At 55.6% G+C, this 23,495-nt stretch carries 21 protein-coding genes, 3 tRNA genes and 3 rRNA genes; 14 read left to right on the forward strand and 13 right to left on the reverse strand.

Annotated features, from left to right (window positions below; all coding sequences use genetic code 11):
- The first annotated feature begins 13 nt into the window (after positions 1 to 13).
- From AB1748_RS05410 to AB1748_RS05420, 3 genes are read left to right on the forward strand one after another with little or no spacing between them, the layout of a single operon-like run.
- Positions 14 to 403 (forward strand): VOC family protein, encoded by a 390-nt coding sequence (locus tag AB1748_RS05410; protein ID WP_367396099.1) that lies wholly within the window; start codon positions 14 to 16, stop codon positions 401 to 403.
- Between the two features lie 52 nt (positions 404 to 455).
- A complete protein-coding gene (tilS, locus tag AB1748_RS05415) occupies positions 456 to 1,772 on the forward strand; it encodes a tRNA lysidine(34) synthetase TilS (protein ID WP_367396100.1) in 1,317 nt (438 codons plus the stop codon).
- Positions 1,772 to 2,086, forward strand: coding sequence for a cytochrome c (locus tag AB1748_RS05420; protein ID WP_111140596.1), 315 nt, complete (start codon positions 1,772 to 1,774; stop codon positions 2,084 to 2,086). The genes tilS and AB1748_RS05420 overlap by 1 nt, the downstream gene beginning before the upstream one ends.
- Positions 2,087 to 2,119: 33 nt before the next feature.
- Here AB1748_RS05420 and rof read toward each other — a convergent pair whose 3' ends face one another.
- Both rof and AB1748_RS05430 read right to left on the reverse strand, forming a co-directional pair.
- Positions 2,120 to 2,380 carry a Rho-binding antiterminator gene (rof, locus tag AB1748_RS05425; RefSeq protein WP_111140597.1) on the reverse strand — a complete coding sequence of 87 codons (261 nt, stop codon included), beginning with the start codon at positions 2,378 to 2,380 and terminating at the stop codon, positions 2,120 to 2,122.
- On the reverse strand, positions 2,367 to 2,567 hold the full coding sequence (locus AB1748_RS05430) for a YaeP family protein (protein ID WP_111140598.1): 201 nt from the start codon (positions 2,565 to 2,567) through the stop codon (positions 2,367 to 2,369). The genes rof and AB1748_RS05430 overlap by 14 nt, the downstream gene beginning before the upstream one ends.
- A gap of 217 nt (positions 2,568 to 2,784) precedes the next feature.
- On the opposite strand from AB1748_RS05430, the gene arfB reads away from it, so the two are divergent.
- The gene (gene arfB / locus AB1748_RS05435) at positions 2,785 to 3,195 is read left to right on the forward strand and encodes an alternative ribosome rescue aminoacyl-tRNA hydrolase ArfB (RefSeq protein WP_111140599.1); all 411 of its coding nucleotides are present in this window, start codon (positions 2,785 to 2,787) and stop codon (positions 3,193 to 3,195) included.
- Positions 3,196 to 3,236: 41 nt separating this feature from the next.
- Here arfB and proS read toward each other — a convergent pair whose 3' ends face one another.
- The 6 genes from proS to metN form a co-directional block, all read right to left on the reverse strand.
- On the reverse strand, positions 3,237 to 4,955 hold the full coding sequence (proS, locus tag AB1748_RS05440; RefSeq protein ID WP_111140600.1) for a proline--tRNA ligase: 1,719 nt from the start codon (positions 4,953 to 4,955) through the stop codon (positions 3,237 to 3,239).
- An 89-nt stretch (positions 4,956 to 5,044) separates the two neighbouring features.
- On the reverse strand, positions 5,045 to 5,749 hold the full coding sequence (gene tsaA, locus AB1748_RS05445) for a tRNA (N6-threonylcarbamoyladenosine(37)-N6)-methyltransferase TrmO (RefSeq protein ID WP_111140601.1): 705 nt from the start codon (positions 5,747 to 5,749) through the stop codon (positions 5,045 to 5,047).
- Positions 5,746 to 6,144 carry an Rcs stress response system protein RcsF gene (rcsF, locus tag AB1748_RS05450; protein WP_111140602.1) on the reverse strand — a complete coding sequence of 133 codons (399 nt, stop codon included), beginning with the start codon at positions 6,142 to 6,144 and terminating at the stop codon, positions 5,746 to 5,748. The genes tsaA and rcsF overlap by 4 nt, the downstream gene beginning before the upstream one ends.
- Positions 6,145 to 6,272: 128 nt before the next feature.
- Positions 6,273 to 7,088 (reverse strand): MetQ/NlpA family lipoprotein, encoded by an 816-nt coding sequence (locus AB1748_RS05455; protein ID WP_111140603.1) that lies wholly within the window; start codon positions 7,086 to 7,088, stop codon positions 6,273 to 6,275.
- 31 nt (positions 7,089 to 7,119) lie between these two features.
- The gene (locus tag AB1748_RS05460; protein ID WP_111140604.1) at positions 7,120 to 7,773 is read right to left on the reverse strand and encodes a methionine ABC transporter permease MetI; all 654 of its coding nucleotides are present in this window, start codon (positions 7,771 to 7,773) and stop codon (positions 7,120 to 7,122) included.
- Positions 7,766 to 8,797, reverse strand: coding sequence for a methionine ABC transporter ATP-binding protein MetN (gene metN, locus AB1748_RS05465; protein ID WP_111140605.1), 1,032 nt, complete (start codon positions 8,795 to 8,797; stop codon positions 7,766 to 7,768). Before metN ends, AB1748_RS05460 begins: the two co-directional genes overlap by 8 nt.
- Positions 8,798 to 8,985: 188 nt before the next feature.
- Between metN and gmhB the strand changes: the two genes are divergently transcribed.
- From gmhB to AB1748_RS05495, 6 genes are all read left to right on the forward strand, one after another.
- The gene (gmhB, locus tag AB1748_RS05470; protein ID WP_111140606.1) at positions 8,986 to 9,546 is read left to right on the forward strand and encodes a D-glycero-beta-D-manno-heptose 1,7-bisphosphate 7-phosphatase; all 561 of its coding nucleotides are present in this window, start codon (positions 8,986 to 8,988) and stop codon (positions 9,544 to 9,546) included.
- A gap of 406 nt (positions 9,547 to 9,952) precedes the next feature.
- A 16S ribosomal RNA gene (locus AB1748_RS05475) occupies positions 9,953 to 11,492 on the forward strand.
- A gap of 88 nt (positions 11,493 to 11,580) precedes the next feature.
- Positions 11,581 to 11,655, forward strand: a tRNA-Glu gene (locus tag AB1748_RS05480).
- Positions 11,656 to 11,883: 228 nt separating this feature from the next.
- Positions 11,884 to 14,788 (forward strand): 23S ribosomal RNA (locus AB1748_RS05485).
- Between the two features lie 89 nt (positions 14,789 to 14,877).
- A 5S ribosomal RNA gene (gene rrf, locus AB1748_RS05490) occupies positions 14,878 to 14,993 on the forward strand.
- The 16S, 23S and 5S rRNA genes sit together here with 2 tRNA genes alongside, the layout of an rRNA operon.
- 88 nt (positions 14,994 to 15,081) lie before the next feature.
- Positions 15,082 to 15,158, forward strand: a tRNA-Asp gene (locus AB1748_RS05495).
- 183 nt (positions 15,159 to 15,341) lie between these two features.
- Here the strand turns inward: AB1748_RS05495 and yafC are convergent.
- A complete protein-coding gene (gene yafC / locus AB1748_RS05500) occupies positions 15,342 to 16,244 on the reverse strand; it encodes a DNA-binding transcriptional regulator YafC (RefSeq protein ID WP_111140116.1) in 903 nt (300 codons plus the stop codon).
- A 248-nt stretch (positions 16,245 to 16,492) separates the two neighbouring features.
- On the opposite strand from yafC, the gene AB1748_RS05505 reads away from it, so the two are divergent.
- On the forward strand, positions 16,493 to 17,284 hold the full coding sequence (locus AB1748_RS05505; RefSeq protein WP_367396101.1) for an endonuclease/exonuclease/phosphatase family protein: 792 nt from the start codon (positions 16,493 to 16,495) through the stop codon (positions 17,282 to 17,284).
- Between the two features lie 94 nt (positions 17,285 to 17,378).
- Here the strand turns inward: AB1748_RS05505 and mltD are convergent, their stop codons facing one another.
- Together mltD and gloB are read right to left on the reverse strand one after the other, a co-directional pair.
- Positions 17,379 to 18,755, reverse strand: coding sequence for a murein transglycosylase D (gene mltD, locus AB1748_RS05510; RefSeq protein WP_111140118.1), 1,377 nt, complete (start codon positions 18,753 to 18,755; stop codon positions 17,379 to 17,381).
- A gap of 71 nt (positions 18,756 to 18,826) precedes the next feature.
- Positions 18,827 to 19,582, reverse strand: a complete 756-nt coding sequence (gene gloB, locus AB1748_RS05515) for a hydroxyacylglutathione hydrolase (protein WP_367396321.1) — start codon at positions 19,580 to 19,582, stop codon at positions 18,827 to 18,829.
- Positions 19,583 to 19,624: 42 nt separating this feature from the next.
- Between gloB and AB1748_RS05520 the strand changes: the two genes are divergently transcribed.
- Positions 19,625 to 20,362 carry a class I SAM-dependent methyltransferase gene (locus tag AB1748_RS05520; RefSeq protein WP_111140119.1) on the forward strand — a complete coding sequence of 246 codons (738 nt, stop codon included), beginning with the start codon at positions 19,625 to 19,627 and terminating at the stop codon, positions 20,360 to 20,362.
- On the opposite strand, the gene rnhA is transcribed toward AB1748_RS05520, so the two are convergent.
- On the reverse strand, positions 20,344 to 20,811 hold the full coding sequence (gene rnhA / locus AB1748_RS05525) for a ribonuclease HI (RefSeq protein WP_111140120.1): 468 nt from the start codon (positions 20,809 to 20,811) through the stop codon (positions 20,344 to 20,346). The genes AB1748_RS05520 and rnhA overlap by 19 nt on opposite strands.
- 54 nt (positions 20,812 to 20,865) lie before the next feature.
- Here rnhA and dnaQ point away from each other — a divergent pair, with 54 nt between their 5' ends.
- Both dnaQ and AB1748_RS05535 read left to right on the forward strand, forming a co-directional pair.
- The gene (gene dnaQ / locus AB1748_RS05530; protein ID WP_293770993.1) at positions 20,866 to 21,597 is read left to right on the forward strand and encodes a DNA polymerase III subunit epsilon; all 732 of its coding nucleotides are present in this window, start codon (positions 20,866 to 20,868) and stop codon (positions 21,595 to 21,597) included.
- A gap of 134 nt (positions 21,598 to 21,731) precedes the next feature.
- A tRNA-Asp gene (locus AB1748_RS05535) sits at positions 21,732 to 21,808 on the forward strand.
- 48 nt (positions 21,809 to 21,856) lie between these two features.
- Here AB1748_RS05535 and AB1748_RS05540 read toward each other — a convergent pair.
- Complete coding sequence (locus AB1748_RS05540; RefSeq protein ID WP_111140122.1) at positions 21,857 to 23,365, reverse strand: NCS1 family nucleobase:cation symporter-1; 1,509 nt, start codon at positions 23,363 to 23,365, stop codon at positions 21,857 to 21,859.
- Between the last annotated feature and the right edge of the window lie 130 nt (positions 23,366 to 23,495).

Genomic DNA, 23,495 nt, shown 5'->3' on the forward strand with positions numbered 1-23,495 from the left:
CAGGATATTAATCATGTTGCAGTTAACCGCTATTCACCACATCGCCATCATCGCCTCCGACTACGCGCGCAGCAAAGCCTTCTATTGTGACGTGCTGGGATTTCGTCTGATGGGCGAACATTACCGCGAAGCGCGCGACTCCTGGAAGGGCGATCTGGCCCTGCAGGAACGCTATACCATTGAGCTGTTCTCGTTTCCTGAGCCCCCGGCCCGCGTCTCGCATCCTGAAGCGTGCGGGCTGCGGCACCTGGCCTTTACCGTGCCGGATGTCGCCGCCGCCGTTGCAGCCTTGGCCGATAAAGGGGTGATCTGCGAACCGATCCGCATCGACGAACTGACGGGAAAACCCTGCACATTCTTCGCCGATCCGGACGGTTTGCCGCTGGAGCTTTATCAGGCGTAAAATAGCGCGCTCAGCGGGCCACATCCGGTGGCCCGATCGTCTGGATTCTGTTATGTCTGCTCCCGCTTTTGACGCCCTGTTGCCATCCGATGCCGCACTGGTGGTCGCGTTCAGCGGTGGACTCGACTCCACCGTGCTGCTGCACCAGCTGCGCGCCTGGCAGCAGCAGCATCCTCAGTCGTCTCTGCGGGCACTGCATGTGCATCATGGGTTAAGCCCGAATGCCGATCGCTGGGCGGCCCACTGTCAGGCGCGATGTGCGGAGTGGCAGCTAACGTGTGAGATCCTGCGCGTCAGCGTGGATGGCCGCGAGAATGGCATCGAAGCGGCGGCCCGCACTGCACGCTATCAGGCGCTGAGTGCGGCGCTGCAGCCGGGCGAGATATTACTCACCGCCCAGCATCTTGATGACCAGTGTGAAACCTTTCTGCTGGCGCTGAAACGTGGCAGCGGACCGGCGGGGCTGGCGGCCATGCCTGCGGTGCGCATGCTGGGTGCCCATCCGCTGGTGCGTCCGCTGCTCAATCAGTCGCGACAGGCGCTTGAAGCCTACGCCGACCGGCATCAGCTGGTCTGGATCGAGGATGAGAGCAATCAGGATCTCCGCTACGACCGTAACTTCCTGCGCCAGCAACTGCTGCCTGCACTTTATCAGCGCTGGCCGCATTTTGCTGAAGCCACGGCCCGCAGTGCGGCGTTGTGCAGTGAGCAGGAGCAGTTACTGGATGAGCTGCTGGCCGACGCGCTTTCCGGGCTAATCCAGCCAGACGGCAGTCTCTGTTTTACGCCGCTGCTGCGCATGAGTGAGCCGCGGGCGAATGCGCTATTACGCCGCTGGATCGCCGGGCAGGGCGGGGTGATGCCGTCCCGCGCTGCGCTGAAACGTATTCATGAGGAAGTGATGGCGAGCCGGGAAGATGCCCAGCCGCGGCTGCGACTGGGTCAGGCTGAAGTGCGGCGTTATCGCCAGCAGCTTTACTGGCTGCCGCTGCAGGCGTCACTGCGCGACCGCGTGCTGGCATGGCCCGATCTCAGCCAGCCGCTGACGTTACCGCAGCACCTCGGTTCGCTGCGCGCAAGCCAGGGAGCGGGCCAGTTGCGCCTTCCCCGGCCGGATGAGCAGGTCAGCGTGCGGTTTCATGCCCGCGGCCACATCCATCTGGCGGGACGCCAGGGCGGCAGGGAGATGAAAAAGGTGTGGCAGGCGTTACAGGTACCGCCGTGGCAGCGCGACCGGTTGCCATTAATTTTTTACAATCAGACGCTGGTCGCTGCCCCGGGCCTGTTCGTTACCCGGGATGGCGCGGCCACCGATGCGCCGGGCTGGCAGGTCGTGTGGAATCGGTCATCCGGTTCAGGAGAAGCGTAATGAAACAGTGGCTTATTGTCTCTCTGGTCGCCATCACCCTGCCGGTGTGGGCGGCGGGTGACGCTCAACGCGGCGCAGAGAAAGCGGGCAGTTGCCTGGCCTGTCATGGCGCACAAGGAAAAGCCGCAGCGCCGATCTATCCGAATCTGGCCGGGCAGAATGTTGCCTATCTGGAGCTGGCGCTGCAGGCCTACAAAAAGGGCGAACGCAGTGGCGGCCAGGCGGAGGTGATGAAAGCGTTTGTGGCGGGATTAAGCGACAGCGATATGGCGGATCTGGCGGCGTACTACGGTTCGTTACAGCCCGGGGATTAACCGGGCGGGAAGGTCCCGCCCGAGGTGCATGGATTACTCGGCGCTGACAACCACCGTACCCAGCTCGGGGTGGGTGAAGCTGGCGATATGGTCGAGACGTAAATCACGATGCTCACTGGCCAGGTCGATAGAGAGATATTCGACGTTCTTGCGCGAGAAGATCTCTCTGGCCTTCGCCTTCAGCTGCTCGCCATCTTTCATTTCCAGCGACAGCATCCAGTTGTTCTGGCAGGCGAGCTCCAGATTATCGTAATCATCGCAATTGATGGGTTGGTACGCTTCATTTATCAACATAGTCGCTCACCAATAAGTTAGCAGCGGCCCAGGCCGCCTGTTCCCTGACAGAAGAGTTTAGCTCACTATTTGCGGCAATATCATTAAGCGCCTTCAATGCGCAGCCAATCGCATCCGGTATGTAACCTAAATCCCCGCTGCCGATTTCGGCATATTTCCGGCGAACTAACTCACAATAATTTTGCACATGGCCCTCCTCATCAGAGCGTAAATACCCTGGTTAACTGGCGACTATATCATAGCCATTCGAAGGAAATCAGCCTGTGTAAAGCAGGAAGCGTGCGCGAATCACTGATAAAGTGACGGATTCCGCAGGCTGAGGTGGAAAGCAGCGAAGCACAAAAGGTTAAGTTGATGAACAGGTTATCAGAGGTCGATGTTATGAAGCAGTGGGGAGGAGAGCGATGATTATGCTGTCCCGTCTGGTTGAAATCCCGGACAGTGAGATTGAGCTGACGGCGATACGCGCGCAGGGTGCGGGCGGACAACATGTTAACAAAGCCAGCACGGCTATCCATCTGCGTTTTGACATTGCTGCCTCTTCGTTGCCCGCCTTCTATAAAGAGCGGCTGCTCTCCGCGAGCCATCATCTGATTACCGGTGAGGGCGTCGTGGTGATCAAGGCGCAGGAGTATCGCAGTCAGGAGATGAATCGCGAAGCGGCGCTGCAGCGTCTGGTTAATCTGATCCGCGAGCTCAGTACTGTCGAAAAAGCACGTCGGGCCACGCGGCCGACCCGCGCGTCGAAAGAGCGTCGTCTGGAAGGCAAAGCGCGTCGCAGCACGACCAAAGCGATGCGCGGCAAAGTGCAATAAAAAAGGCCCCGCTGGCGGGGCCTCTGATTAACGCGAACCTCTTACTTATTCAGCGCCTTCAGCAGGAACGTAACGATTTCATCCTGTTTGATCATCTGCTTCTCGCCGCCACGACGGGATTTATATTCAATCTCCTGGTTGTCGAGATTGCGATCGCCGATGACGATGGTGTGCGGCACACCAATCAGTTCCATATCTGCGAACATCACGCCCGGACGCTCTTTACGGTCATCCAGGATCACCTCAACGCCTTTAGCGCGCAGGGTGGCGTACAGCTCTTCCGCCAGCTCTTTCACACGGAACGATTTCTGCATATTCATCGGCAGGATAGCCACCTCGAAAGGCGCCAGCGCATCTGGCCAGATGATGCCGCGCTCGTCGTGGTTCTGCTCAATCGCGGCTGCGACCACGCGGGTGATGCCGATGCCGTAGCAACCCATGCTCATCACCTGGTTACGACCATCTTCGCCCTGTACAGAGGCTTTCAGCGCGTCAGAATATTTGGTGCCGAGCTGGAAAATATGACCCACTTCAATGCCGCGTTTAATCTGCAGCGTGCCTTTGCCATCCGGGCTTAAATCGCCTTCAACCACGTTGCGGATATCGGCAACGCTGGCCATCGGCAGATCGCGCTCCCAGTTAATGCCGAAGTAGTGCTTACCGTCGATGTTAGCCCCGGCGCTGAAATCGCTCATCTTCGCCACGGTACGGTCGGCAATAACTGGCATCTGCAGACCTACCGGGCCGATTGAGCCTGGTCCGGCACCCACGGCGGCGCGGATCTCTTCTTCTGTGGCGAACACCAGCGGTGACGCGACGATAGCCGATTTTTCCGCTTTGATTTCGTTAAGCTGATGATCGCCGCGAACCAGCAGGGCAACCAGCGCATGACCGCTCTCTTCAGCACCTTTGACAATCAGCGTCTTCACGGTCTTTTCTACCGGCACACTGAACTGCTCAACCAGCTCTGCGATAGTTTTTGCATCTGGCGTCTCAACCAGCTGCATCGCCTGCGAAGGGGCGGCACGCTCACCGGCGGGTGCGACGGCTTCGGCCAGCTCAATATTGGCGGCGTAATCCGACTCGGTAGAGAAGATCACATCATCTTCACCGCTCTGGGCCAGAACCTGGAACTCATGCGAGGCGCTGCCGCCGATTGAGCCGGTGTCGGCCTGCACGGCGCGGAAATCCAGACCCATACGGCTGAAGATCTGGCTGTAGGCGCGGTACATCGCATCGTAGGTTTCCTGCAGCGATTCCTGCGAAACGTGGAAGGAGTAAGCGTCTTTCATCGTAAATTCGCGTGAGCGCATCACACCAAAACGCGGACGCACTTCGTCGCGGAATTTGGTCTGGATCTGATACAGATTGAGCGGCAGCTGCTTGTAAGAGCTCAGCTCATTGCGGATCAGGTCAGTGACCACCTCTTCATGCGTCGGACCCAGCACGAACGGACGCTCATGACGATCTGCGATACGCAACAGTTCCGGGCCATACTCCTCCCAGCGACCGCTCTCCTGCCACAGGTCGGCGGGCTGCACAACCGGCATTAAAATCTCAACCGCGCCCGCGTTGTTCATCTCTTCGCGAACGATGTTTTCAACTTTTTTCAGCACACGAACCCCGGTCGGTAACCAGGTGTAGAGGCCGGAAGCCAGTTTGCGGATCATACCGGCGCGCAGCATCAGCTGGTGGCTAATCACTTCAGCGTCGGAAGGCGTCTCTTTCTGAGTAGAGAGCAGATATTGAGTAGTGCGCATTGATTACGGTTCCAGTTAATCGGAAAGTCACAGACAGAATTTTGCTGGCGGCTAGTGTACCAGTGAGATCACCGGCTCAAAAGCGGGTTTTAACGCGGGTCGATAGCGATCACTTCCGTACCGGCATCATCAACACGCCAGCGGACATTAAAATCCATCAGCCAGGCCGCATATTCCCGATCCAGGGTTTCGCCCTGACGATAAGCGGGACGGGGATCCTGGGCCAGCACCTCACGAATAAAACGGGCGAGATGGGGATAGCGCGACTGCTGCTGGAGCTGCTCCTGCGCCCGGGCAGAAAAGCGAACCGGCATGTCAGCCGCCGGGGCGTTCGGGGCAAAACCCGCACGGGCATCGGGCACGGCTTCGGCAAACGGCAGATAAGGCTTGATATCCACGACCGGGGTGCCGTCGACCAGATCCAGACTGCCCAGCTGCAGGATCACCTGCTGTTTTTCCATCCTGATCCCTTTCAGCTCGACCAGCGACATGCCAATAGGGTTGGGACGGAACGTTGAGCGGGTGGCAAACACGCCCATGCGCGCATTACCGCCCAGCCGGGGAGGGCGAACGGTCGGCCGCCAGCCGCCTGCCATCGTCTGATGGAAGACAAACAGCAGCCAGAGATGGCTGAAATCTTCCAGCCCGCGCACCGCCTCCGGCTGATTGTAGGGGGCCTGCAGATGGAGTTCGCCGACGCCATCCTGCACAAGACCGGGCTGGCGCGGAACGGCAAACTTCTCTTTCCAGGGGGAACGGATCACCCCGATCTGCGCGAAGGCAAATTCACTCATTGATTGCTGACTTTGAGTGCAGATCCCTGACATACCGCCTGACGATAGCAGCCAGGTGTGCCGGTCACGATTTCACACTTATGGAGCAGCACCGCATTCGCTTTCATCTGTGATGCTTTGATCTGCAGGCGTTTACGGGCGGTGGCAATATTGGCTGGCGAGTTCTGGTTGCTGAGCTGGCAATCTTCAGCGGAGACTTCACCGAGATCGCGGAAGGGTTTGCTGACCAGATCGGTGGCGTCGGTATAGAGCTTAACCGGAGCCGGACGTGCCGCAGGTTTGCGGGCCGGTTCACTGGACTGCTGCGGCCGGGACGGTGCGCTGCTTATCGGGTGATACTCATGAACACACCCTGTCAGCATCAATGCTAACAAGCAGAGCGGTAAAAAACGCATGGCAACATCCTCAGGTTTCAAAAAGTGGCGTTATTGAAACAAGGACACGAATAAATAACAAGTCGGGGAGGGGGGCCAGTAACAGAAAGGGCGGCATAGCGCCGCCCTCAGGGAGATGAATCGCTGAATTACCAGCCTTTTACGGCGCCGCCGTTGAAGACTTTGTTAGCGGCTTCGTTGACTTCGTCAGACTGGTAAGCCTGAACGAATTTCTTCACGTTTTCCGCATCTTTGTTATCTTCGCGCGCCACAATCAGGTTCACGTAAGGGGAATCTTTATCTTCGACGAAGATGCCATCTTTCGCAGGCGTCAGGCCAATCTGGCTGGCGTACGTAGTGTTGATCACCGCCAGGGCGATTTGCTGATCGTCCAGTGAACGTGGCAGCTGCGGTGCTTCCAGCTCAACAATTTTCAGATGCTTTGGATTCTCAGTGATGTCCAGCGCGGTGGGCAGCAGGCCTGTGCCCTCTTTCAGTTTGATCAGACCCACTTTCTGCAGCAGCAGCAGGGTACGGCCCAGGTTGGTAGGATCGTTGGGAATCGCGATCTGTGCGCCATCCTGCAGTTCATCCAGGGATTTGATCTTCTTCGAGTAGCCGGCGATGGGGTAAACGAAGGAGTTACCCACTGAAACCAGCTTATAGCCTCGATCCTTGATCTGCTGATCCAGATAAGGCTTATGCTGGAAGGCATTGACGTCGATGTCGCCTTTGCTCAGCGCTTCGTTCGGCAATACATAGTCGTTGAAGGTCACCAGCTCAACGTCCAGACCATATTTATCTTTGGCGACTTTCTGCGCCGCTTCAGCAACCTGCTGCTCAGCGCCGACAATTACGCCGACTTTAATATGGTTAGGATCTTTCTCTTTTTGATCGCATCCTGCCAGCGCAATCGCGCCAATCAGGGCACCCACAGCGGCAATTTTTTTAAATCTGAAAGACATATCCTTTCCTTAATAATGTGATATTGCTGGCTTACTTATGGGACACAGCACGCACGATGCGGTCGCCACAGAACTGAATGAGATACACCAAAACCACTAACAACACCAATACTGTATTCATCACGGTCGCGTTATATCCGATATAACCATACTGATAACCGATCTGGCCCAGACCACCGGCTCCGACCGCGCCACCCATGGCGGAGTAACCAACCAGGGTAATCAGGGTAATGGTCGCCGCATTCACCAGGCCCGGCATCGCTTCCGGCAGCAGGACTTTGCGGATGATCTGAATCGGCGTAGCGCCCATGGCGCGTGACGCCTCAATCAGTCCGGTAGGCAGTTCCAGCAGGGCATTTTCCACCATACGCGCGATAAAGGGCGCGGCACCGACGGTCAAGGGCACGATGGCCGCCTGCAGTCCGATTGAGGTGCCCACAATGACGCGCGTAAAGGGGATCATCCAGACCAGTAAGATAATGAAAGGAATGGAGCGGAAGATGTTCACCAGCGCGGAGAGCACGCGGTAAAGCCCCTGATTCTGCAGAATCTGTCCCGGACGGGTAACATAGAGCAGAACGCCGACCGGCAGACCCAGAACAAAACCGAAAAAGCCTGAGACGAAGGTCATCATCAGCGTTTCCCACACGCCCCGTCCCAGCAACCACATCATCGCTTCAGACATAACCTAACACCTCTACTTTCACATGATTCTCCTGCAGCCAGGCGATGGCCTCGCTGATATCGCTTTCTGTACCGTGCATCTCGGCCAGCATAATGCCGAACTTCACGCCACCGGCGTAATCCATCTGGGCACTGATAATGTTGTTGTTAACGTTATAACGGCGGGCCGCTTCGGAAAGCAGGGGAGCATCGACCGATTTACCGGTGAACTCCAGTCGCAGCAACGGCACGGTGCCGTCAGCGGCGGTGGCCGACAAACGCTGCTGATAATCGTCCGGGATATCCAGATGCAGCGTGGACTGAATAAACTGCTGCGCCAGCGGCGTTTTAGGGTGAGAGAAGACCTCGCTGACGCTGTCTTTCTCAATCAGTTCACCCTGGCTGATGACCGCAACCTGATCGCAGATGCGTTTCACCACATCCATCTCATGGGTGATCAGCAGAATGGTCAGCCCCAGACGACGGTTAATGTCTTTCAGTAACTCCAGGATAGAGCGGGTGGTTGCCGGGTCCAGCGCGCTGGTGGCTTCATCACACAGCAGGACTTTAGGGTTGCTCGCCAGCGCACGGGCAATGGCAACACGCTGCTTCTGTCCGCCCGACAGGTTGGCGGGCCAGGCATCATGCTTATCTGACAATCCCACCAGTTCCAGCAGCTCAGCAACGCGGGCGTTGATCTGCGCGCGGGAGAGATTGCCGAGCTCCAGGGGCAGAGAGACGTTACCCGCAACGGTACGGGAGTTCATCAGGTTGAAGTGCTGAAAGATCATGCCAATCTGACGACGCGCCTGGGTGAGCTGACGCTCATTCAGCGCCGTGAGATCGGTGCCGTCAACCAGTACACGGCCCGAGGTCGGGCGCTCCAGCAGGTTAACGCAGCGGATCAGCGTACTTTTACCGGCACCGGAAGCCCCGATGACGCCATAAATTTGTCCGGCAGGCACATGCAGGCTGACATCATTTAATGCCGCTATGGTTCGCGTGCCCTGCTGGAAGACCTTGGTGATATTTTCTAGTTTAATCATTGTGTTATTTATTATCGTGTTGCGTGGTCCGTGGTGTGGGAAACCTCGTCGCTTTTAGTCGATATAAAGCTGAATGGATGTTAAGGCATCCAGACGTCTAAATCAATCGAAGTGATACAATCTGGCATTCTCCCTTTTATCGCAATCATGCGATACTGATCGGCATTATCTACAGCAGGAGTTTCTACGTGGCGAATAAAGTCCCCGCTATTTTTCTTGATCGTGATGGCACCCTTAATGTCGACAATGGCTACGTCCATGAGATCGACAACTTTCAGTTTATTGATGGCACGATTGAAGCGCTGCAACAGCTGAAAGCCATGGGCTATGCGCTGGTGGTGGTCACCAACCAGTCTGGCATTGCCCGCGGTATGTTTACCGAAGATACCTTTATGCAGCTGACGGAATGGATGGACTGGTCGCTGGCCGATCGCGACGTGGATCTCGATGGCATCTATTTCTGTCCCCATCATCCCGACGCAACAGTTGAAGAGTTTCGTCAGGCGTGTGACTGCCGCAAACCTCAGCCGGGCATGCTGCTGATGGCACAGGAAGAGCTGAACATTGATATGGCTGCTTCTTATATGGTGGGCGACAAGCTGGAAGATATGCTGGCAGGGCAGGCCGCTGGTGTCGGAACAAAAGTGCTGGTGCGCAGTGGGAAGCCGGTGACGGCCCAAGGAGAAGCTGCAGCAGATTGGGTGTTAAACAGTCTGGCAGAGCTGCCGGCGCGCATTAAAAAGGGGTAAAACGGCGCTTTTGTGCAAATTTCAGGCGAACAGAAAAAAAGTCTCAATTTGCACTTGCGCTATCTGAACCGTTCCCTATAATGCGCCTCCATCAACACGGCACACCGGCAACGGGAAACGCGTTGAAGGCACAGGAGACTGCACCGCCGGAGAAAACTTCTGAAAAAAGAGGTTGACTCTGAAGGAGGAAAGCGTAATATACGCCACCTCGCGACAGGACGCTAACGCACTGTTCGCACTGCTCTTTAACAATTTATCAGACAATCTGTGTGGGCACTCGCAGGATTGATATCAGCGTCTCCGGACGCAAAAAAATATCAAAGCCTCACGAGTGAACACATAATGAAATTCATTATGACGTTTTACAGATGAGCATCGCTGCACTCGTTGCAGCAAATCAAACTTTAAATTGAAGAGTTTGATCATGGCTCAGATTGAACGCTGGCGGCAGGCCTAACACATGCAAGTCGGACGGTAGCACAGAGAGCTTGCTCTCGGGTGACGAGTGGCGGACGGGTGAGTAATGTCTGGGGATCTGCCCGATAGAGGGGGATAACCACTGGAAACGGTGGCTAATACCGCATAACGTCGCAAGACCAAAGAGGGGGACCTTCGGGCCTCTCACTATCGGATGAACCCAGATGGGATTAGCTAGTAGGCGGGGTAATGGCCCACCTAGGCGACGATCCCTAGCTGGTCTGAGAGGATGACCAGCCACACTGGAACTGAGACACGGTCCAGACTCCTACGGGAGGCAGCAGTGGGGAATATTGCACAATGGGCGCAAGCCTGATGCAGCCATGCCGCGTGTATGAAGAAGGCCTTCGGGTTGTAAAGTACTTTCAGCGGGGAGGAAGGCGGTGCGGTTAATAACCGCGCCGATTGACGTTACCCGCAGAAGAAGCACCGGCTAACTCCGTGCCAGCAGCCGCGGTAATACGGAGGGTGCAAGCGTTAATCGGAATTACTGGGCGTAAAGCGCACGCAGGCGGTCTGTTAAGTCAGATGTGAAATCCCCGGGCTTAACCTGGGAACTGCATTTGAAACTGGCAGGCTTGAGTCTCGTAGAGGGGGGTAGAATTCCAGGTGTAGCGGTGAAATGCGTAGAGATCTGGAGGAATACCGGTGGCGAAGGCGGCCCCCTGGACGAAGACTGACGCTCAGGTGCGAAAGCGTGGGGAGCAAACAGGATTAGATACCCTGGTAGTCCACGCCGTAAACGATGTCGACTTGGAGGTTGTTCCCTTGAGGAGTGGCTTCCGGAGCTAACGCGTTAAGTCGACCGCCTGGGGAGTACGGCCGCAAGGTTAAAACTCAAATGAATTGACGGGGGCCCGCACAAGCGGTGGAGCATGTGGTTTAATTCGATGCAACGCGAAGAACCTTACCTACTCTTGACATCCAGCGAACTTTCCAGAGATGGATTGGTGCCTTCGGGAACGCTGAGACAGGTGCTGCATGGCTGTCGTCAGCTCGTGTTGTGAAATGTTGGGTTAAGTCCCGCAACGAGCGCAACCCTTATCCTTTGTTGCCAGCGATTCGGTCGGGAACTCAAAGGAGACTGCCGGTGATAAACCGGAGGAAGGTGGGGATGACGTCAAGTCATCATGGCCCTTACGAGTAGGGCTACACACGTGCTACAATGGCGCATACAAAGAGAAGCGACCTCGCGAGAGCAAGCGGACCTCACAAAGTGCGTCGTAGTCCGGATCGGAGTCTGCAACTCGACTCCGTGAAGTCGGAATCGCTAGTAATCGTGGATCAGAATGCCACGGTGAATACGTTCCCGGGCCTTGTACACACCGCCCGTCACACCATGGGAGTGGGTTGCAAAAGAAGTAGGTAGCTTAACCTTCGGGAGGGCGCTTACCACTTTGTGATTCATGACTGGGGTGAAGTCGTAACAAGGTAACCGTAGGGGAACCTGCGGTTGGATCACCTCCTTACCTTAAGATACCTCTCCGCGAAGTGCTCACACAGATTGTCTGATAGAAAGTAATGAGCAGGACGGCTGCGAAGTCGTGACACTATCGTGTCCCCTTCGTCTAGCGGTTAGGACTCCGCCCTTTCACGGCGGCAACAGGGGTTCGAATCCCCTAGGGGACGCCACCTGCTTGGTGACAGGTGAAAGGTGTCTCCACAGTATCTCAAAACCGGTTCGGCTGCGTAAGCGGCGGAGGCGCGTTTGAGATATTTGCTCTTTAACAATCCGGAACAAGCTGAAAATTGAAACGACGTAGCGCGTCATCCCTCCGTAATAAGGGATGACAAGGCGATACGGTCGGGTCTCTCAAATGCTTGCAGTCTGCAGCGTTGAAAAACGCCTGTGGGTTGTGAGGTTAAGCGACCAAGCGTACACGGTGGATGCCCTGGCAGTCAGAGGCGATGAAGGACGTGCTAATCTGCGTAAAGCGACGGTAAGGTGATATGAACCGCTACAGCCGTCGATGTCCGAATGGGGAAACCCGGTGCACTCAGTGCATCATTGCAGCATGAATACATAGTGCTGCAAGGCGAACCGGGGGAACTGAAACATCTAAGTACCCCGAGGAAAAGAAATCAACCGAGATTCCCCCAGTAGCGGCGAGCGAACGGGGAGCAGCCCAGAGCCTGAATCAGCTTGTGTGTTAGTGGAAGCGTCTGGAAAGTCGCAGGGTACAGGGTGATACTCCCGTACACAAAAACACACAGGCTGTGAGCTCGATGAGTAAGGCGGGACACGTGGTATCCTGTCTGAATATGGGGGGACCATCCTCCAAGGCTAAATACTCCTGACTGACCGATAGTGAACCAGTACCGTGAGGGAAAGGCGAAAAGAACCCCGGCGAGGGGAGTGAAACAGAACCTGAAACCGTGTACGTACAAGCAGTGGGAGCCTCTTTATGGGGTGACTGCGTACCTTTTGTATAATGGGTCAGCGACTTATATTCTGTAGCAAGGTTAACCGTATAGGGGAGCCGCAGGGAAACCGAGTCTTAACTGGGCGTTAAGTTGCAGGGTATAGACCCGAAACCCGGTGATCTAGCCATGGGCAGGTTGAAGGTTGGGTAACACTAACTGGAGGACCGAACCGACTAATGTTGAAAAATTAGCGGATGACCTGTGGCTGGGGGTGAAAGGCCAATCAAACCGGGAGATAGCTGGTTCTCCCCGAAAGCTATTTAGGTAGCGCCTCGTGAACTCATCTCCGGGGGTAGAGCACTGTTTCGGCTAGGGGGCCATCCCGGCTTACCAACCCGATGCAAACTGCGAATACCGGAGAATGTTATCACGGGAGACACACGGCGGGTGCTAACGTCCGTCGTGAAGAGGGAAACAACCCAGACCGCCAGCTAAGGTCCCAAAGTCATGGTTAAGTGGGAAACGATGTGGGAAGGCACAGACAGCCAGGATGTTGGCTTAGAAGCAGCCATCATTTAAAGAAAGCGTAATAGCTCACTGGTCGAGTCGGCCTGCGCGGAAGATGTAACGGGGCTAAACCATGCACCGAAGCTGCGGCAGCGGCGCGTATGCGCTGTTGGGTAGGGGAGCGTTCTGTAAGCCGTCGAAGGTGTGCTGTGAGGCATGCTGGAGGTATCAGAAGTGCGAATGCTGACATAAGTAACGATAAAGCGGGTGAAAAGCCCGCTCGCCGGAAGACCAAGGGTTCCTGTTCAACGTTAATCGGAGCAGGGTGAGTCGACCCCTAAGGCGAGGCCGAAAGGCGTAGTCGATGGGAAACAGGTTAATATTCCTGTACTCGGTGTTACTGCGAAGGGGGGACGGAGAAGGCTATATCAGCCGGGCGACGGTTGTCCCGGTTTAAGCGTGTAGGTGTGTGTTCCAGGCAAATCCGGTTCACTTTACACTGAGGCGTGACGACGAGGCACTACGGTGCTGAAGTGATAAATGCCCTGCTTCCAGGAAAAGCCTCTAAGCATCAGGTAACACAGAATCGTACCCCAAACCGACACAGGTGGTCAGGTAGAGAATACCAAGGCGCTTGAGAGAACTCGGGTGAAGGAACTAGGCAAAATGGTGCCGTAACTTCGGGAGAAGGCACGCTGGCGCGTAGGTGAAGGGACTTGCTCCCGGAGCTGAAGCCAGTCGAAGATACCAGCTGGCTGCAACTGTTTATTAAAAACACAGCACTGTGCAAACACGAAAGTGGACGTATACGGTGTGACGCCTGCCCGGTGCCGGAAGGTTAATTGATGGGGTTATCCGCAAGGAGAAGCTCTTGATCGAAGCCCCGGTAAACGGCGGCCGTAACTATAACGGTCCTAAGGTAGCGAAATTCCTTGTCGGGTAAGTTCCGACCTGCACGAATGGCGTAATGATGGCCAGGCTGTCTCCACCCGAGACTCAGTGAAATTGAACTCGCTGTGAAGATGCAGTGTACCCGCGGCAAGACGGAAAGACCCCGTGAACCTTTACTACAGCTTGACACTGAACATTGAGCCTTGATGTGTAGGATAGGTGGGAGGCTTTGAAGCGCGGACGCCAGTCTGCGTGGAGCCATCCTTGAAATACCACCCTTTAATGTTTGATGTTCTAACGTGGCCCCGTGATCCGGGGTGCGGACAGTGTCTGGTGGGTAGTTTGACTGGGGCGGTCTCCTCCTAAAGAGTAACGGAGGAGCACGAAGGTCAGCTAATCACGGTCGGACATCGTGAGGTTAGTGCAATGGCATAAGCTGGCTTGACTGCGAGAGTGACGGCTCGAGCAGGTGCGAAAGCAGGTCATAGTGATCCGGTGGTTCTGAATGGAAGGGCCATCGCTCAACGGATAAAAGGTACTCCGGGGATAACAGGCTGATACCGCCCAAGAGTTCATATCGACGGCGGTGTTTGGCACCTCGATGTCGGCTCATCACATCCTGGGGCTGAAGTAGGTCCCAAGGGTACGGCTGTTCGCCGTTTAAAGTGGTACGCGAGCTGGGTTTAGAACGTCGTGAGACAGTTCGGTCCCTATCTGCCGTGGGCGCTGGAGAATTGAGGGGGGTTGCTCCTAGTACGAGAGGACCGGAGTGAACGCACCACTGGTGTTCGGGTTGTCATGCCAATGGCACTGCCCGGTAGCTAAGTGCGGAAAAGATAAGTGCTGAAAGCATCTAAGCACGAAACTTGCCCCGAGATGAGTTCTCCCTGACCCCTTGAGGGTCCTGAAGGGACGTTGAAGACGACGACGTTGATAGGCCGGGTGTGTAAGCGCAGCGATGCGTTGAGCTAACCGGTACTAATGACCCGTGAGGCTTAACCTTACAACGCCAGAGGCGTTTTTGAGAGACGATTTTCAGCCTGAACCGGATAAGTCTGCGCGGCCCTGTGGCGGCGCGGAAGACAGAATCTGCCTGGCGGCTTTAGCGCGGTGGTCCCACCTGACCCCATGCCGAACTCAGAAGTGAAACGCCGTAGCGCCGATGGTAGTGTGGGGCCTCCCCATGCGAGAGTAGGGAACTGCCAGGCATCAAACACGTTCCTTTTCCTCTGACAGGGAAAACAAGAAGGAACAGACAGGCATCAGCGAGGCGCTGATGGCTGTGAAAGAACCGGTGGAGCGGTAGTTCAGTTGGTTAGAATACCTGCCTGTCACGCAGGGGGTCGCGGGTTCGAGCCCCGTCCGTTCCGCCACTTAATTGGAAAGCCCTGACTTAACGGTCAGGGCTTTTTCCATTGGATCGCATTCTGCCAGACAGACCCGCTGATTGATCCTGCCGGAAATCACGTAGTCAGCCACCCAGAGGCACAAAGCCCGCGCGATCCTCTCATCACTCCAGCACTCTCTGCCAGCAGACACTGCGAAGATCATCGATCTCAGCTGCGCCACGTCTGCTCTGCTGTCCACTCACTGAGAAAGTCGATAAAGGCACGCACACGCTGGCTTACGCCGGTATCACTGTAGTAGACCGCATTGAACGGCATCTCGACCGGCAGACGCTGATCGGCGAGTACTTCCACCAGTTCTCCCGCTGCGAGCTCACGATCGATCATATAATCCGACAGACAGGCGAGACCATTGCCGGTCAGGCAGAGCTGCTTGATCGTCTCTCCACTGTTTGAAGAGACAGCCCAGTTTATATCGTAGAGTTCGCCATCCGCGCGGCTGACCGGCCAGCGATTAAGGCGCGGTGAGTCATCGAAGGCCAGACAGTGATGATTGTCCAGATCCGCGACCTGTTGTGGTGTCCCATGCTCACGCAGGTAGGCGGGCGAAGCCACGATCCTGCGAAAACTGTTAAACAGCAGCCGGGCCCGCAGGGTAGAGTCGGTCAGATTACCCGCGCGGATCGCGACATCCACTTTTCGCTCGATCAGATTGATAAAACTCTCTGAGGAGATCAGCGAAAGGGTGACCCCGGGATAGCGTAGCCGGAAGGGTTTAATCATCGGCATCAGCAGATGAAGAATGACCGGTGTCGCGGCATCCACCCGCAGCAATCCTTTTGGCTCCTGCAGACTTTCGATTAAGTCGTTCTCTGCCGTCGCCATCTCCTGCAAAAAACGCTGAACGTGCCGGAAGTAGCGCTCGCCCTCCTGCGTCAGCGCCAGCTGGCGTGTCGTGCGGGTCAGCAGGGCGATACCCAGCTTGTTTTCCAGCTTTTTGATGGTCCTGCTGACGGCTGAGTTGGCCATCTGCAGTTGCTCCGCAGCACGGCTGAAACTCCCGCTTTCGACTACGCTGACAAACACCTGTAGTTCGTCAGAAGATGCCTTCATCCTTCCTCCCTGCAGTGACGTGGCCTGCACGTCCGTTTATGACCGACAATAAGATCGTAACCAGTATAGGCGTCCGTAGCACTTGCCCCCGATCTGCCCCGATTTGCTTAGCAAACCTCACGAGACGGTTTTATGCTGGAAAAGGGTGATGAATTCTGACATTCACCTGCATCCATTGAAACCCCGGTCTAAAATCCCTATAACAGACAGGTGTTAACTGTAATCTGAATCCTCAGCCAGGCGGGAAAGTGCGCAAAAAAACTTATGCAATGCGATATGTAGCAGGACAACCAGTGGAGCAGATCTTTCCACCTGGCGCGATGCTTCATCTCGGTCAGGCACTGCCTCCCGGCGCGCCATTGCCTGCGCATCCCACTCTCAAGGTTCTGGTATGGAATATTTTCAAGCAGCAGCGTGCAGACTGGATGTCGGTTCTGGAAGGGTTTGGTAAGGACGCTCACCTGGTGTTACTGCAGGAAGCCCAGACCACACCTGAACTGGTGCAGTTTGCGACCACCAATTATCTGGCTGCCGATCAGGTACCCGCCTTTGTGCTGCCTCAGCATCCCTCTGGGGTGATGACGCTGGCCTCAGCCCATCCGGTCTACTGCTGTCCGTTACGCGAGCGTGAGCCGCTGCTGAGGCTCGCTAAGTCGGCCCTGGTCACAGCCTACCCTTTGCCAGCCGGTGAAATGCTGATGGTGGTTAACATCCACGCGGTCAACTTCAGTCTGGGCGTTGACGTCTACAGCAAACAGCTGGGGCCGATCGGCGAACAGATTATGCATCATCAGGGGCCAGTGATTATGGCCGGGGATTTCAACGCCTGGAGCCGTCAGCGCATCAACGCCCTCTACCGTTTTGCCCAGCGAATGAAGCTGAAAGAGGTGATGTTTACGGCTGACCATCGGCGTAAAGCCTTTGGCCGCCCGCTGGACTTCGTCTTCTATCGCGATCTCAGCGTCAGTGAGGCTTCTGTACTGGTGACGCGCGCATCCGACCATAATCCCTTACTGGTGGAGTTCAGTTCAGGACGCTAGCGCGGCACTGGCCCTCTGTCTGCCAGAGAAGGGAGGGGGGCTGGCGGAGGGATAAAAACAAAAAAGGCTGACATTTGTCAGCCTTTTCAACGTATCAGGTATCGGGTGTTGCGTTATTATTCACAAACAGCGTTAAGTTATCGCCGGGTTGAATATCTTTCGCACTGTCGAGCACACTGTTCCAGCGCATCACGTCTTTGATATTGACGCCGTGATGACGGGCAATACTGTCAAGAGAATCACCCTTACGAACACGGTAGGTGATGCTGTTGCCGTTATCAGCCAGTCGGGTGCCGTTCGAACCGATGGTCAGCGTCTGACCCGGTCGGATATCAGCACCGCGCAGGTTGTTATCCTGCTTCAGTGTCGAGACACTCACGCCCAGTTTTGAGGCGATGCCCGAAAGCGTATCACCCCGTCGCACCTTGTAACCGCCGCCTGCACTGGCCTTCGCCAGCTGGGTCGGCTGTACCGCTGCGATATCACCGGATGCCAGTGAGTTGCGCAGTTTCGCGACATTCGACTTCGGCACCATAATATAGTGCGGGCCGTTTGGCGCGGTGGCACCGCCTTTGTAGCCGGTATTGAAGCTCTTGAGTTTCGTGAGCGACATACCTGCCATTTCGGCAGCCTGCGTCAACTGTATCTGCTGACCCACTTCCACGCGTGCCAGCGCACGGCTTTCGTTAGGTGTCGGCAGTTTGATACCGTAACGCTTGTTGTTTTTCAGCAGTTCACTCAGCGCTAACATTTTGGGTACATACACAGTCGTTTCGCGTGGCAGCGACAGATGCCAGAAGTCAGTCGGCTTACCGCGCGCCTTATTCTGCTTAATCGCTTTGAGTACCCGTCCCTCACCACTGTTGTACGCTGCGATGGTTAATAACCAGTCACCGTCAAACATGGTGTTGAGACGCTGCATCATATCCAGCGCAACTTTTGTGGATGCCACCACATCACGTCGCCCATCGTAATACTGATTCTGTTTGAGACCATAGTTCCGACCCGTTGCAGCAACGATTTGCCAGATGCCAGCGGCATTGGCAGATGAGGTTGCCCGAGGGTCAAAAGCGCTCTCCACTATGGGTAGCAGTACCAGTTCCATCGGCATTTTACGTTTCTGTATCTGCTCGACTATCCAGTACATGTACGGCTCTGCCCGTAATGTTACATCGTGGAGATAGCTCTTATTTTTTAAAAATTTACTTTTTTGTTCGCGGATTGCCGGGTTTTCCGGAATCCCCATCTTCAACTCGTCACTAATGAAACTCCAGAGATCTGCGTCTGCTGCGAGGCCAGTTCCATCTTCCTGCCATCGCGGCGACAAAAACTTGTCTCCGTACTTTCCATTTTCACCTTGACCAGCTGAAGACAGACTCTGTGCATGCTGTTCGGGGATATTGGCATCGTTCCTGGACGCCTGACATCCCACCAGCAAGACTGAGGCGAGTAAGATCGCTTTAGCCTTCATGTGTGTGTCAATAGTTCGCTTAAAAGACGAGCAACTATACGTGACGGCTTTTCACAACACAACCCGAAAAATCAAAAAGCGTCTTTCTTCTCGCGTAGAACAGCAAATGTCTTCCATACGGGTTCATCAGTAACGTTAACGTTTAATGCCCTTTGTAAATCAACATCTTGCGTGCGGAGAAATAAATTTATTGACCGTTCATGCGCCAGTTTTGTTGGCAGAGTGATGCCATTTTCAGCGCGTAAGTCCTTAATTTTCTGATATTCGGCCATTATCTGCGGGTCATGGGGCAGAATAGCCGCAGCAAACTTCAGGTTAGATAAAGTATATTCATGCGCGCAGCAGACTAATGTCTCACCGGGAAGCTGATTAAGCTTTTGAAATGAATCATACATCTGCTCTGCAGTACCTTCAAAAAGGCGCCCACAGCCGCCGGAAAAGAGCGTGTCGCCACAGAAAAGATAAGGTGCACTGTAATATGAGATATGTCCTAAAGTGTGTCCGGGAGTATGGATGACGTCGAACGTCAGGCCCATGACGTTAACTTTATCGCCTTCGCTGACCACCCTCGTCGTGCCTTTCTCTACCGTCTCCGGGGGACCGTAGACCTCCAGCTGGGGGAAATGCTCACGCAGCGTTTTGACACCACCCGTATGGTCGTTGTGGTGGTGAGTCAGCAGGATCGCCACCGGCTGCCAGCCATTGGAGGCCAGTTTTTCTAACACCGGCTGCGCTTCGCCAGGGTCTGTAATCAGGCACTTACCTTCATCATCAGTCAGTGTCCAGATGTAGTTGTCCTGCAACGCAGGAATACTGTTAAGATTCATCATCACCTCTCGCAGGTCGCAGGAAAAGGAAGAGCGTAAAGCATGAAGCCCGCTAAATCACGCCAGGTTCTGAACGCACCGCTGTCGTGGCGCGATATGCCGTGGGGAGATTATTTCCGCGATGCGCTGACGCAGCAGCTTCAGCCTTACCTCGGAAAGCTCTATGGCTTTCATATGCTTAAGCTTGGCAACCTCAGCGCAGAAATCAATACGGAAAATTGCGCTATTTCACATCAGGTCAATGCAGGCCGTGAAGGTGAACTGCTTCAGGTGCTCGCCGACCCGATGCAGCTGCCGTTCGAATCGAAGTCGATCGACGCCTGCCTGATGGCTCATACCCTGGCCTGGAGCCAGGACCCGCACCGGGTATTACGCGAAGTTGACCGGGTGCTGATTGACGATGGCTGGATGATCATCAGCGGGTTTAATCCCTTCAGCCTGCTTGGCGTAAGTAAAATGGTGCCGGGATTAACGCGCAAAGCGCCCTGGAGCGGGCGAATGTTCAGCCAGATGCGGTTACTCGACTGGCTGGGACTGCTGAACTATGAGGTAGTTTACCGCACCCGGTTTCAGGTACTGCCCTGGCATCGGCAGGGTGGGAAAGTGATCAGCACCCACTTACCGGCGCTGGGCTGTCTGAACATTGTGGTGGCACGTAAACGTACTTTCCCGCTGCTGCCGACCCGGACAAAGAAGAGCCTCAGCACCAGCAAAATCCGTCAGACGGTCAACGCCACCCGCCAGTTCCGGCAGGCGGACGATCAGGATTCGGTTTTATAGCCGATATCCTCAAAGGCGGGATGCTCCGCCGCGCTGCGGGCCAGGACGTCGCAGCGCTCATTCTCCGGATGACCGGCGTGGCCTTTGACCCACTCCCACTGAATCTTGTGCGTACTGAGCGCGGCGTCGAGACGCTGCCAGAGATCGACATTCTTCACCGGTTTTTTGTCGGCCGTTTTCCAGCCGCGCTTTTTCCAGTTATGGATCCAGCTGGTGATCCCCTGACGCACATACTGACTGTCGGTACTGAGTACCACGTCGCACGGCTGGGTGAGCGCCTCCAGCGAGACGATGGCCGCCATCAGCTCCATCCGGTTATTAGTCGTGAGACGATAGCCCGCACTGAAGGTTTTTTCATGCTGGCCGTAGCGTAAAATCGCCCCATAACCGCCGGGGCCGGGATTACCCAGGCAGGATCCATCGGTGAATATTTCTACCTGTTTGCGCATCTCTGGTAGACTTCCTTCTGACAAAAACGCCAAGTCTGACATAAAACGGGTCTTATGAGCACTGCAAATAACCGCCAGATCGTTCTCGATACTGAAACCACCGGCATGAACATGATCGGGGCACATTATGAGGGGCACCGCATCATCGAAATTGGTGCGGTGGAGGTGATCAACCGTCGCCTGACCGGTAACAATTTCCATATGTACCTCAAGCCCGATCGGCTGGTGGATCCTGAAGCCTTTGGCGTTCACGGCATTGCAGATGAGTTCCTGGCCGACAAGCCCGCCTTCAGCGAGATTGCGGATGAGTTCCTGGACTATATCCGGGGGGCGGAATTGGTGATCCACAATGCCCCGTTTGATATCGGCTTTATGGACTATGAGTTTGCAAAGCTGAACCGCGGCATTGAGAAAACCGAAGACTTTTGTAAGATCACTGACAGCCTCGCCCTGGCGCGTCGCATGTTCCCCGGCAAGCGTAACAGCCTCGATGCACTCTGCTCACGCTACGAGATAGATAACAGCAAACGTACCCTGCACGGCGCACTGCTCGATGCCGAGATTCTGGCGGAAGTCTTCCTGACCATGACCGGCGGGCAGACATCGCTCTCCTTCCTGTCAGAAAGTGAAAGCGCCCGTCAGGCGCAGGGTGAAAGCATCCAGCGCATCGTGCGTCCCGCCTCTGCACTGCGGGTCGTGACGGCCAGCGAGGAAGAGGTGGTTGCCCATGAGTCCCGTCTGGATCTGGTGATGAAAAAGGGCGGCAGCTGCCTGTGGCGTGGCTGAACCCTGTGATTTTGCGGATAAAAACAGCGACAAGTTGAAAAAAACAGCAAACGATTTATTCGCCAGGAAAAAGCGTTGACGCCGTACCAGCCTCCGATTACTATGCGCCTCGTTCTCGACGGGGAACAAAGCGCGGAGCGGTAGTTCAGTTGGTTAGAATACCTGCCTGTCACGCAGGGGGTCGCGGGTTCGAGCCCCGTCCGTTCCGCCAATCTTTTAAAAAAGCCGATTCAGAAATGAATCGGCTTTTTGCTGTCTGCTATTCCACGGCGGCCTGTTTCTTCGGCGTTATGCCTTCATGATGCCAGCGCGCGTCATCTCCCGCCTCGCGCTCTTCACGGGCGATAAAGCGATAACAGCCTGCCGCCAGTCCGGCACCGATAAACCAGCTGAAGTTTGCTACCTCATGCAGGGAAGGAATAAAGCTGATCACCAGGCAGATCGCCACCGACGGCAGCAGCGCGGCGATCGCTTTGGGATTGAAGCCCCCGCGATACCAGTAGCGGCCTGACGGCGTATCGTTAAACAGATCGTCGACCGAGATACGTCCACGTTTAATCAGATAGAAATCGGTCAGCAAAATCCCGAACAGCGGCCCGATAAAGGATCCCAGCACGTCGAGGGTGTAGTGGATCAGCTCAGGTGACTGGAAGAGGTTCCACGGCGTCAGCAGCACCGAGCCTACTGCGGCGATCATGCCGCCGGTGCGGAAGCTGATTTTCTGTGGTGAACAGTTGGAGAAGTCAAACGCGGGCGAGACAAAGTTCGCCACGATATTGATGCCGATGGTGGCGGTAATCATGGTCAGTAAGCCAATCGCCACGGCCAGATCGTTGCCAACCATGCTGACCGTCTCGATAGGATCGGTAATCATCCTGCCAAACAGTGACTGCGTACCGGAGACGATGACCACCGTGACGACCGAGAAGAGCAGGAAGTTAAACGGCAGGCCCCAGCGATTGCCGCGCCGGATCTCTGACATGTTTTTGCCGTAGCGGGAGAAGTCACCGAAGTTCAGCAGCGGCCCGGAGAAGTAGGAGACGACCAGCGCCGTCGCCGTGATCATCTGCCACGTCTGTTCGCCTGGTGAAAGCGATTTGCTGGCGAGGGTAAAGGAGATCCCATCAAAACCGGTCTGGTATACAATCCAGCCCGCCAGCGCCACCATCACCACATAGACCGCCGGTCCGGCCACGTCGATAAACCGTTTAATGGCGTTCATGCCGTGCCAGAACACCATCGCCTGCAGTAACCACATCACCCCGAAACAGCACCAGCCCAGCAGCGACAGTCCCAGCCAGTGCGGCTCCGTCATTGCGTTCAGCGACGGCGCGAACTTCAGCAGCACCAGCATCAGCGCATTCGCCGCCAGATAGGTCTGGATGCCATACCACGCAAACGCAATCAATCCACGGATCACCGCCGGGATGTTGGCGCCAAACACGCCAAATGCCTGACGACAGATCACCGCATAGGGCACGCCCGCCATCTGGCTCGGTTTCGCCACCAGATTGGCACAGATCTGCACAATGCAGATCCCGGCCAGCAGGCAGAGCAGTACCTGCCAGCTGGCGAGGCCCAGCGTAAAGAAGCTGGCGGCCACCACATAGCCGCCCATGCTGTGCACGTCCGACATCCAGAAGGAGAAAATGTTGTACCACGACCAGTTCTGATCGCGCGTGGGGGCCAGGTCATCGTTACAGAGCCGTGGGCTGTAACGGGCACTGGTTTCAGAGGCCGTGCTGGCCACTTTGGAATGTTCTGGCATAAAACCTGCTCCTCTACCCGAGAGTGAAATGAATAATCTGGTAAAGGGGTATTGCAGGATTCAGGCCAGATTGCTTTTCCTGTATACAATATTTTCTTTTCGCGTATACGATAGGCGACAGACAGAAGGC

This window comes from Pantoea sp. Ep11b, assembly GCF_040783975.1.
Taxonomy (GTDB): domain Bacteria; phylum Pseudomonadota; class Gammaproteobacteria; order Enterobacterales; family Enterobacteriaceae; genus Pantoea.

Coding starts and splice junctions, on each gene's coding strand:
- AB1748_RS05410 (WP_367396099.1), top strand. CDS start 14: ATGTTGCAGTTAACCGCTATTCACCACATCGCCATCATCGCCTCCGAC.
- tilS (WP_367396100.1), top strand. CDS start 456: ATGTCTGCTCCCGCTTTTGACGCCCTGTTGCCATCCGATGCCGCACTG.
- AB1748_RS05420 (WP_111140596.1), top strand. CDS start 1,772: ATGAAACAGTGGCTTATTGTCTCTCTGGTCGCCATCACCCTGCCGGTG.
- rof (WP_111140597.1), bottom strand. CDS start 2,380: ATGTTGATAAATGAAGCGTACCAACCCATCAATTGCGATGATTACGAT.
- arfB (WP_111140599.1), top strand. CDS start 2,785: ATGATTATGCTGTCCCGTCTGGTTGAAATCCCGGACAGTGAGATTGAG.
- proS (WP_111140600.1), bottom strand. CDS start 4,955: ATGCGCACTACTCAATATCTGCTCTCTACTCAGAAAGAGACGCCTTCC.
- tsaA (WP_111140601.1), bottom strand. CDS start 5,749: ATGAGTGAATTTGCCTTCGCGCAGATCGGGGTGATCCGTTCCCCCTGG.
- rcsF (WP_111140602.1), bottom strand. CDS start 6,144: ATGCGTTTTTTACCGCTCTGCTTGTTAGCATTGATGCTGACAGGGTGT.
- AB1748_RS05455 (WP_111140603.1), bottom strand. CDS start 7,088: ATGTCTTTCAGATTTAAAAAAATTGCCGCTGTGGGTGCCCTGATTGGC.
- AB1748_RS05460 (WP_111140604.1), bottom strand. CDS start 7,773: ATGTCTGAAGCGATGATGTGGTTGCTGGGACGGGGCGTGTGGGAAACG.
- metN (WP_111140605.1), bottom strand. CDS start 8,797: ATGATTAAACTAGAAAATATCACCAAGGTCTTCCAGCAGGGCACGCGA.
- yafC (WP_111140116.1), bottom strand. CDS start 16,244: ATGAAGGCATCTTCTGACGAACTACAGGTGTTTGTCAGCGTAGTCGAA.
- mltD (WP_111140118.1), bottom strand. CDS start 18,755: ATGAAGGCTAAAGCGATCTTACTCGCCTCAGTCTTGCTGGTGGGATGT.
- gloB (WP_367396321.1), bottom strand. CDS start 19,582: ATGAATCTTAACAGTATTCCTGCGTTGCAGGACAACTACATCTGGACA.
- AB1748_RS05520 (WP_111140119.1), top strand. CDS start 19,625: ATGAAGCCCGCTAAATCACGCCAGGTTCTGAACGCACCGCTGTCGTGG.
- rnhA (WP_111140120.1), bottom strand. CDS start 20,811: ATGCGCAAACAGGTAGAAATATTCACCGATGGATCCTGCCTGGGTAAT.
- dnaQ (WP_293770993.1), top strand. CDS start 20,866: ATGAGCACTGCAAATAACCGCCAGATCGTTCTCGATACTGAAACCACC.
- AB1748_RS05540 (WP_111140122.1), bottom strand. CDS start 23,365: ATGCCAGAACATTCCAAAGTGGCCAGCACGGCCTCTGAAACCAGTGCC.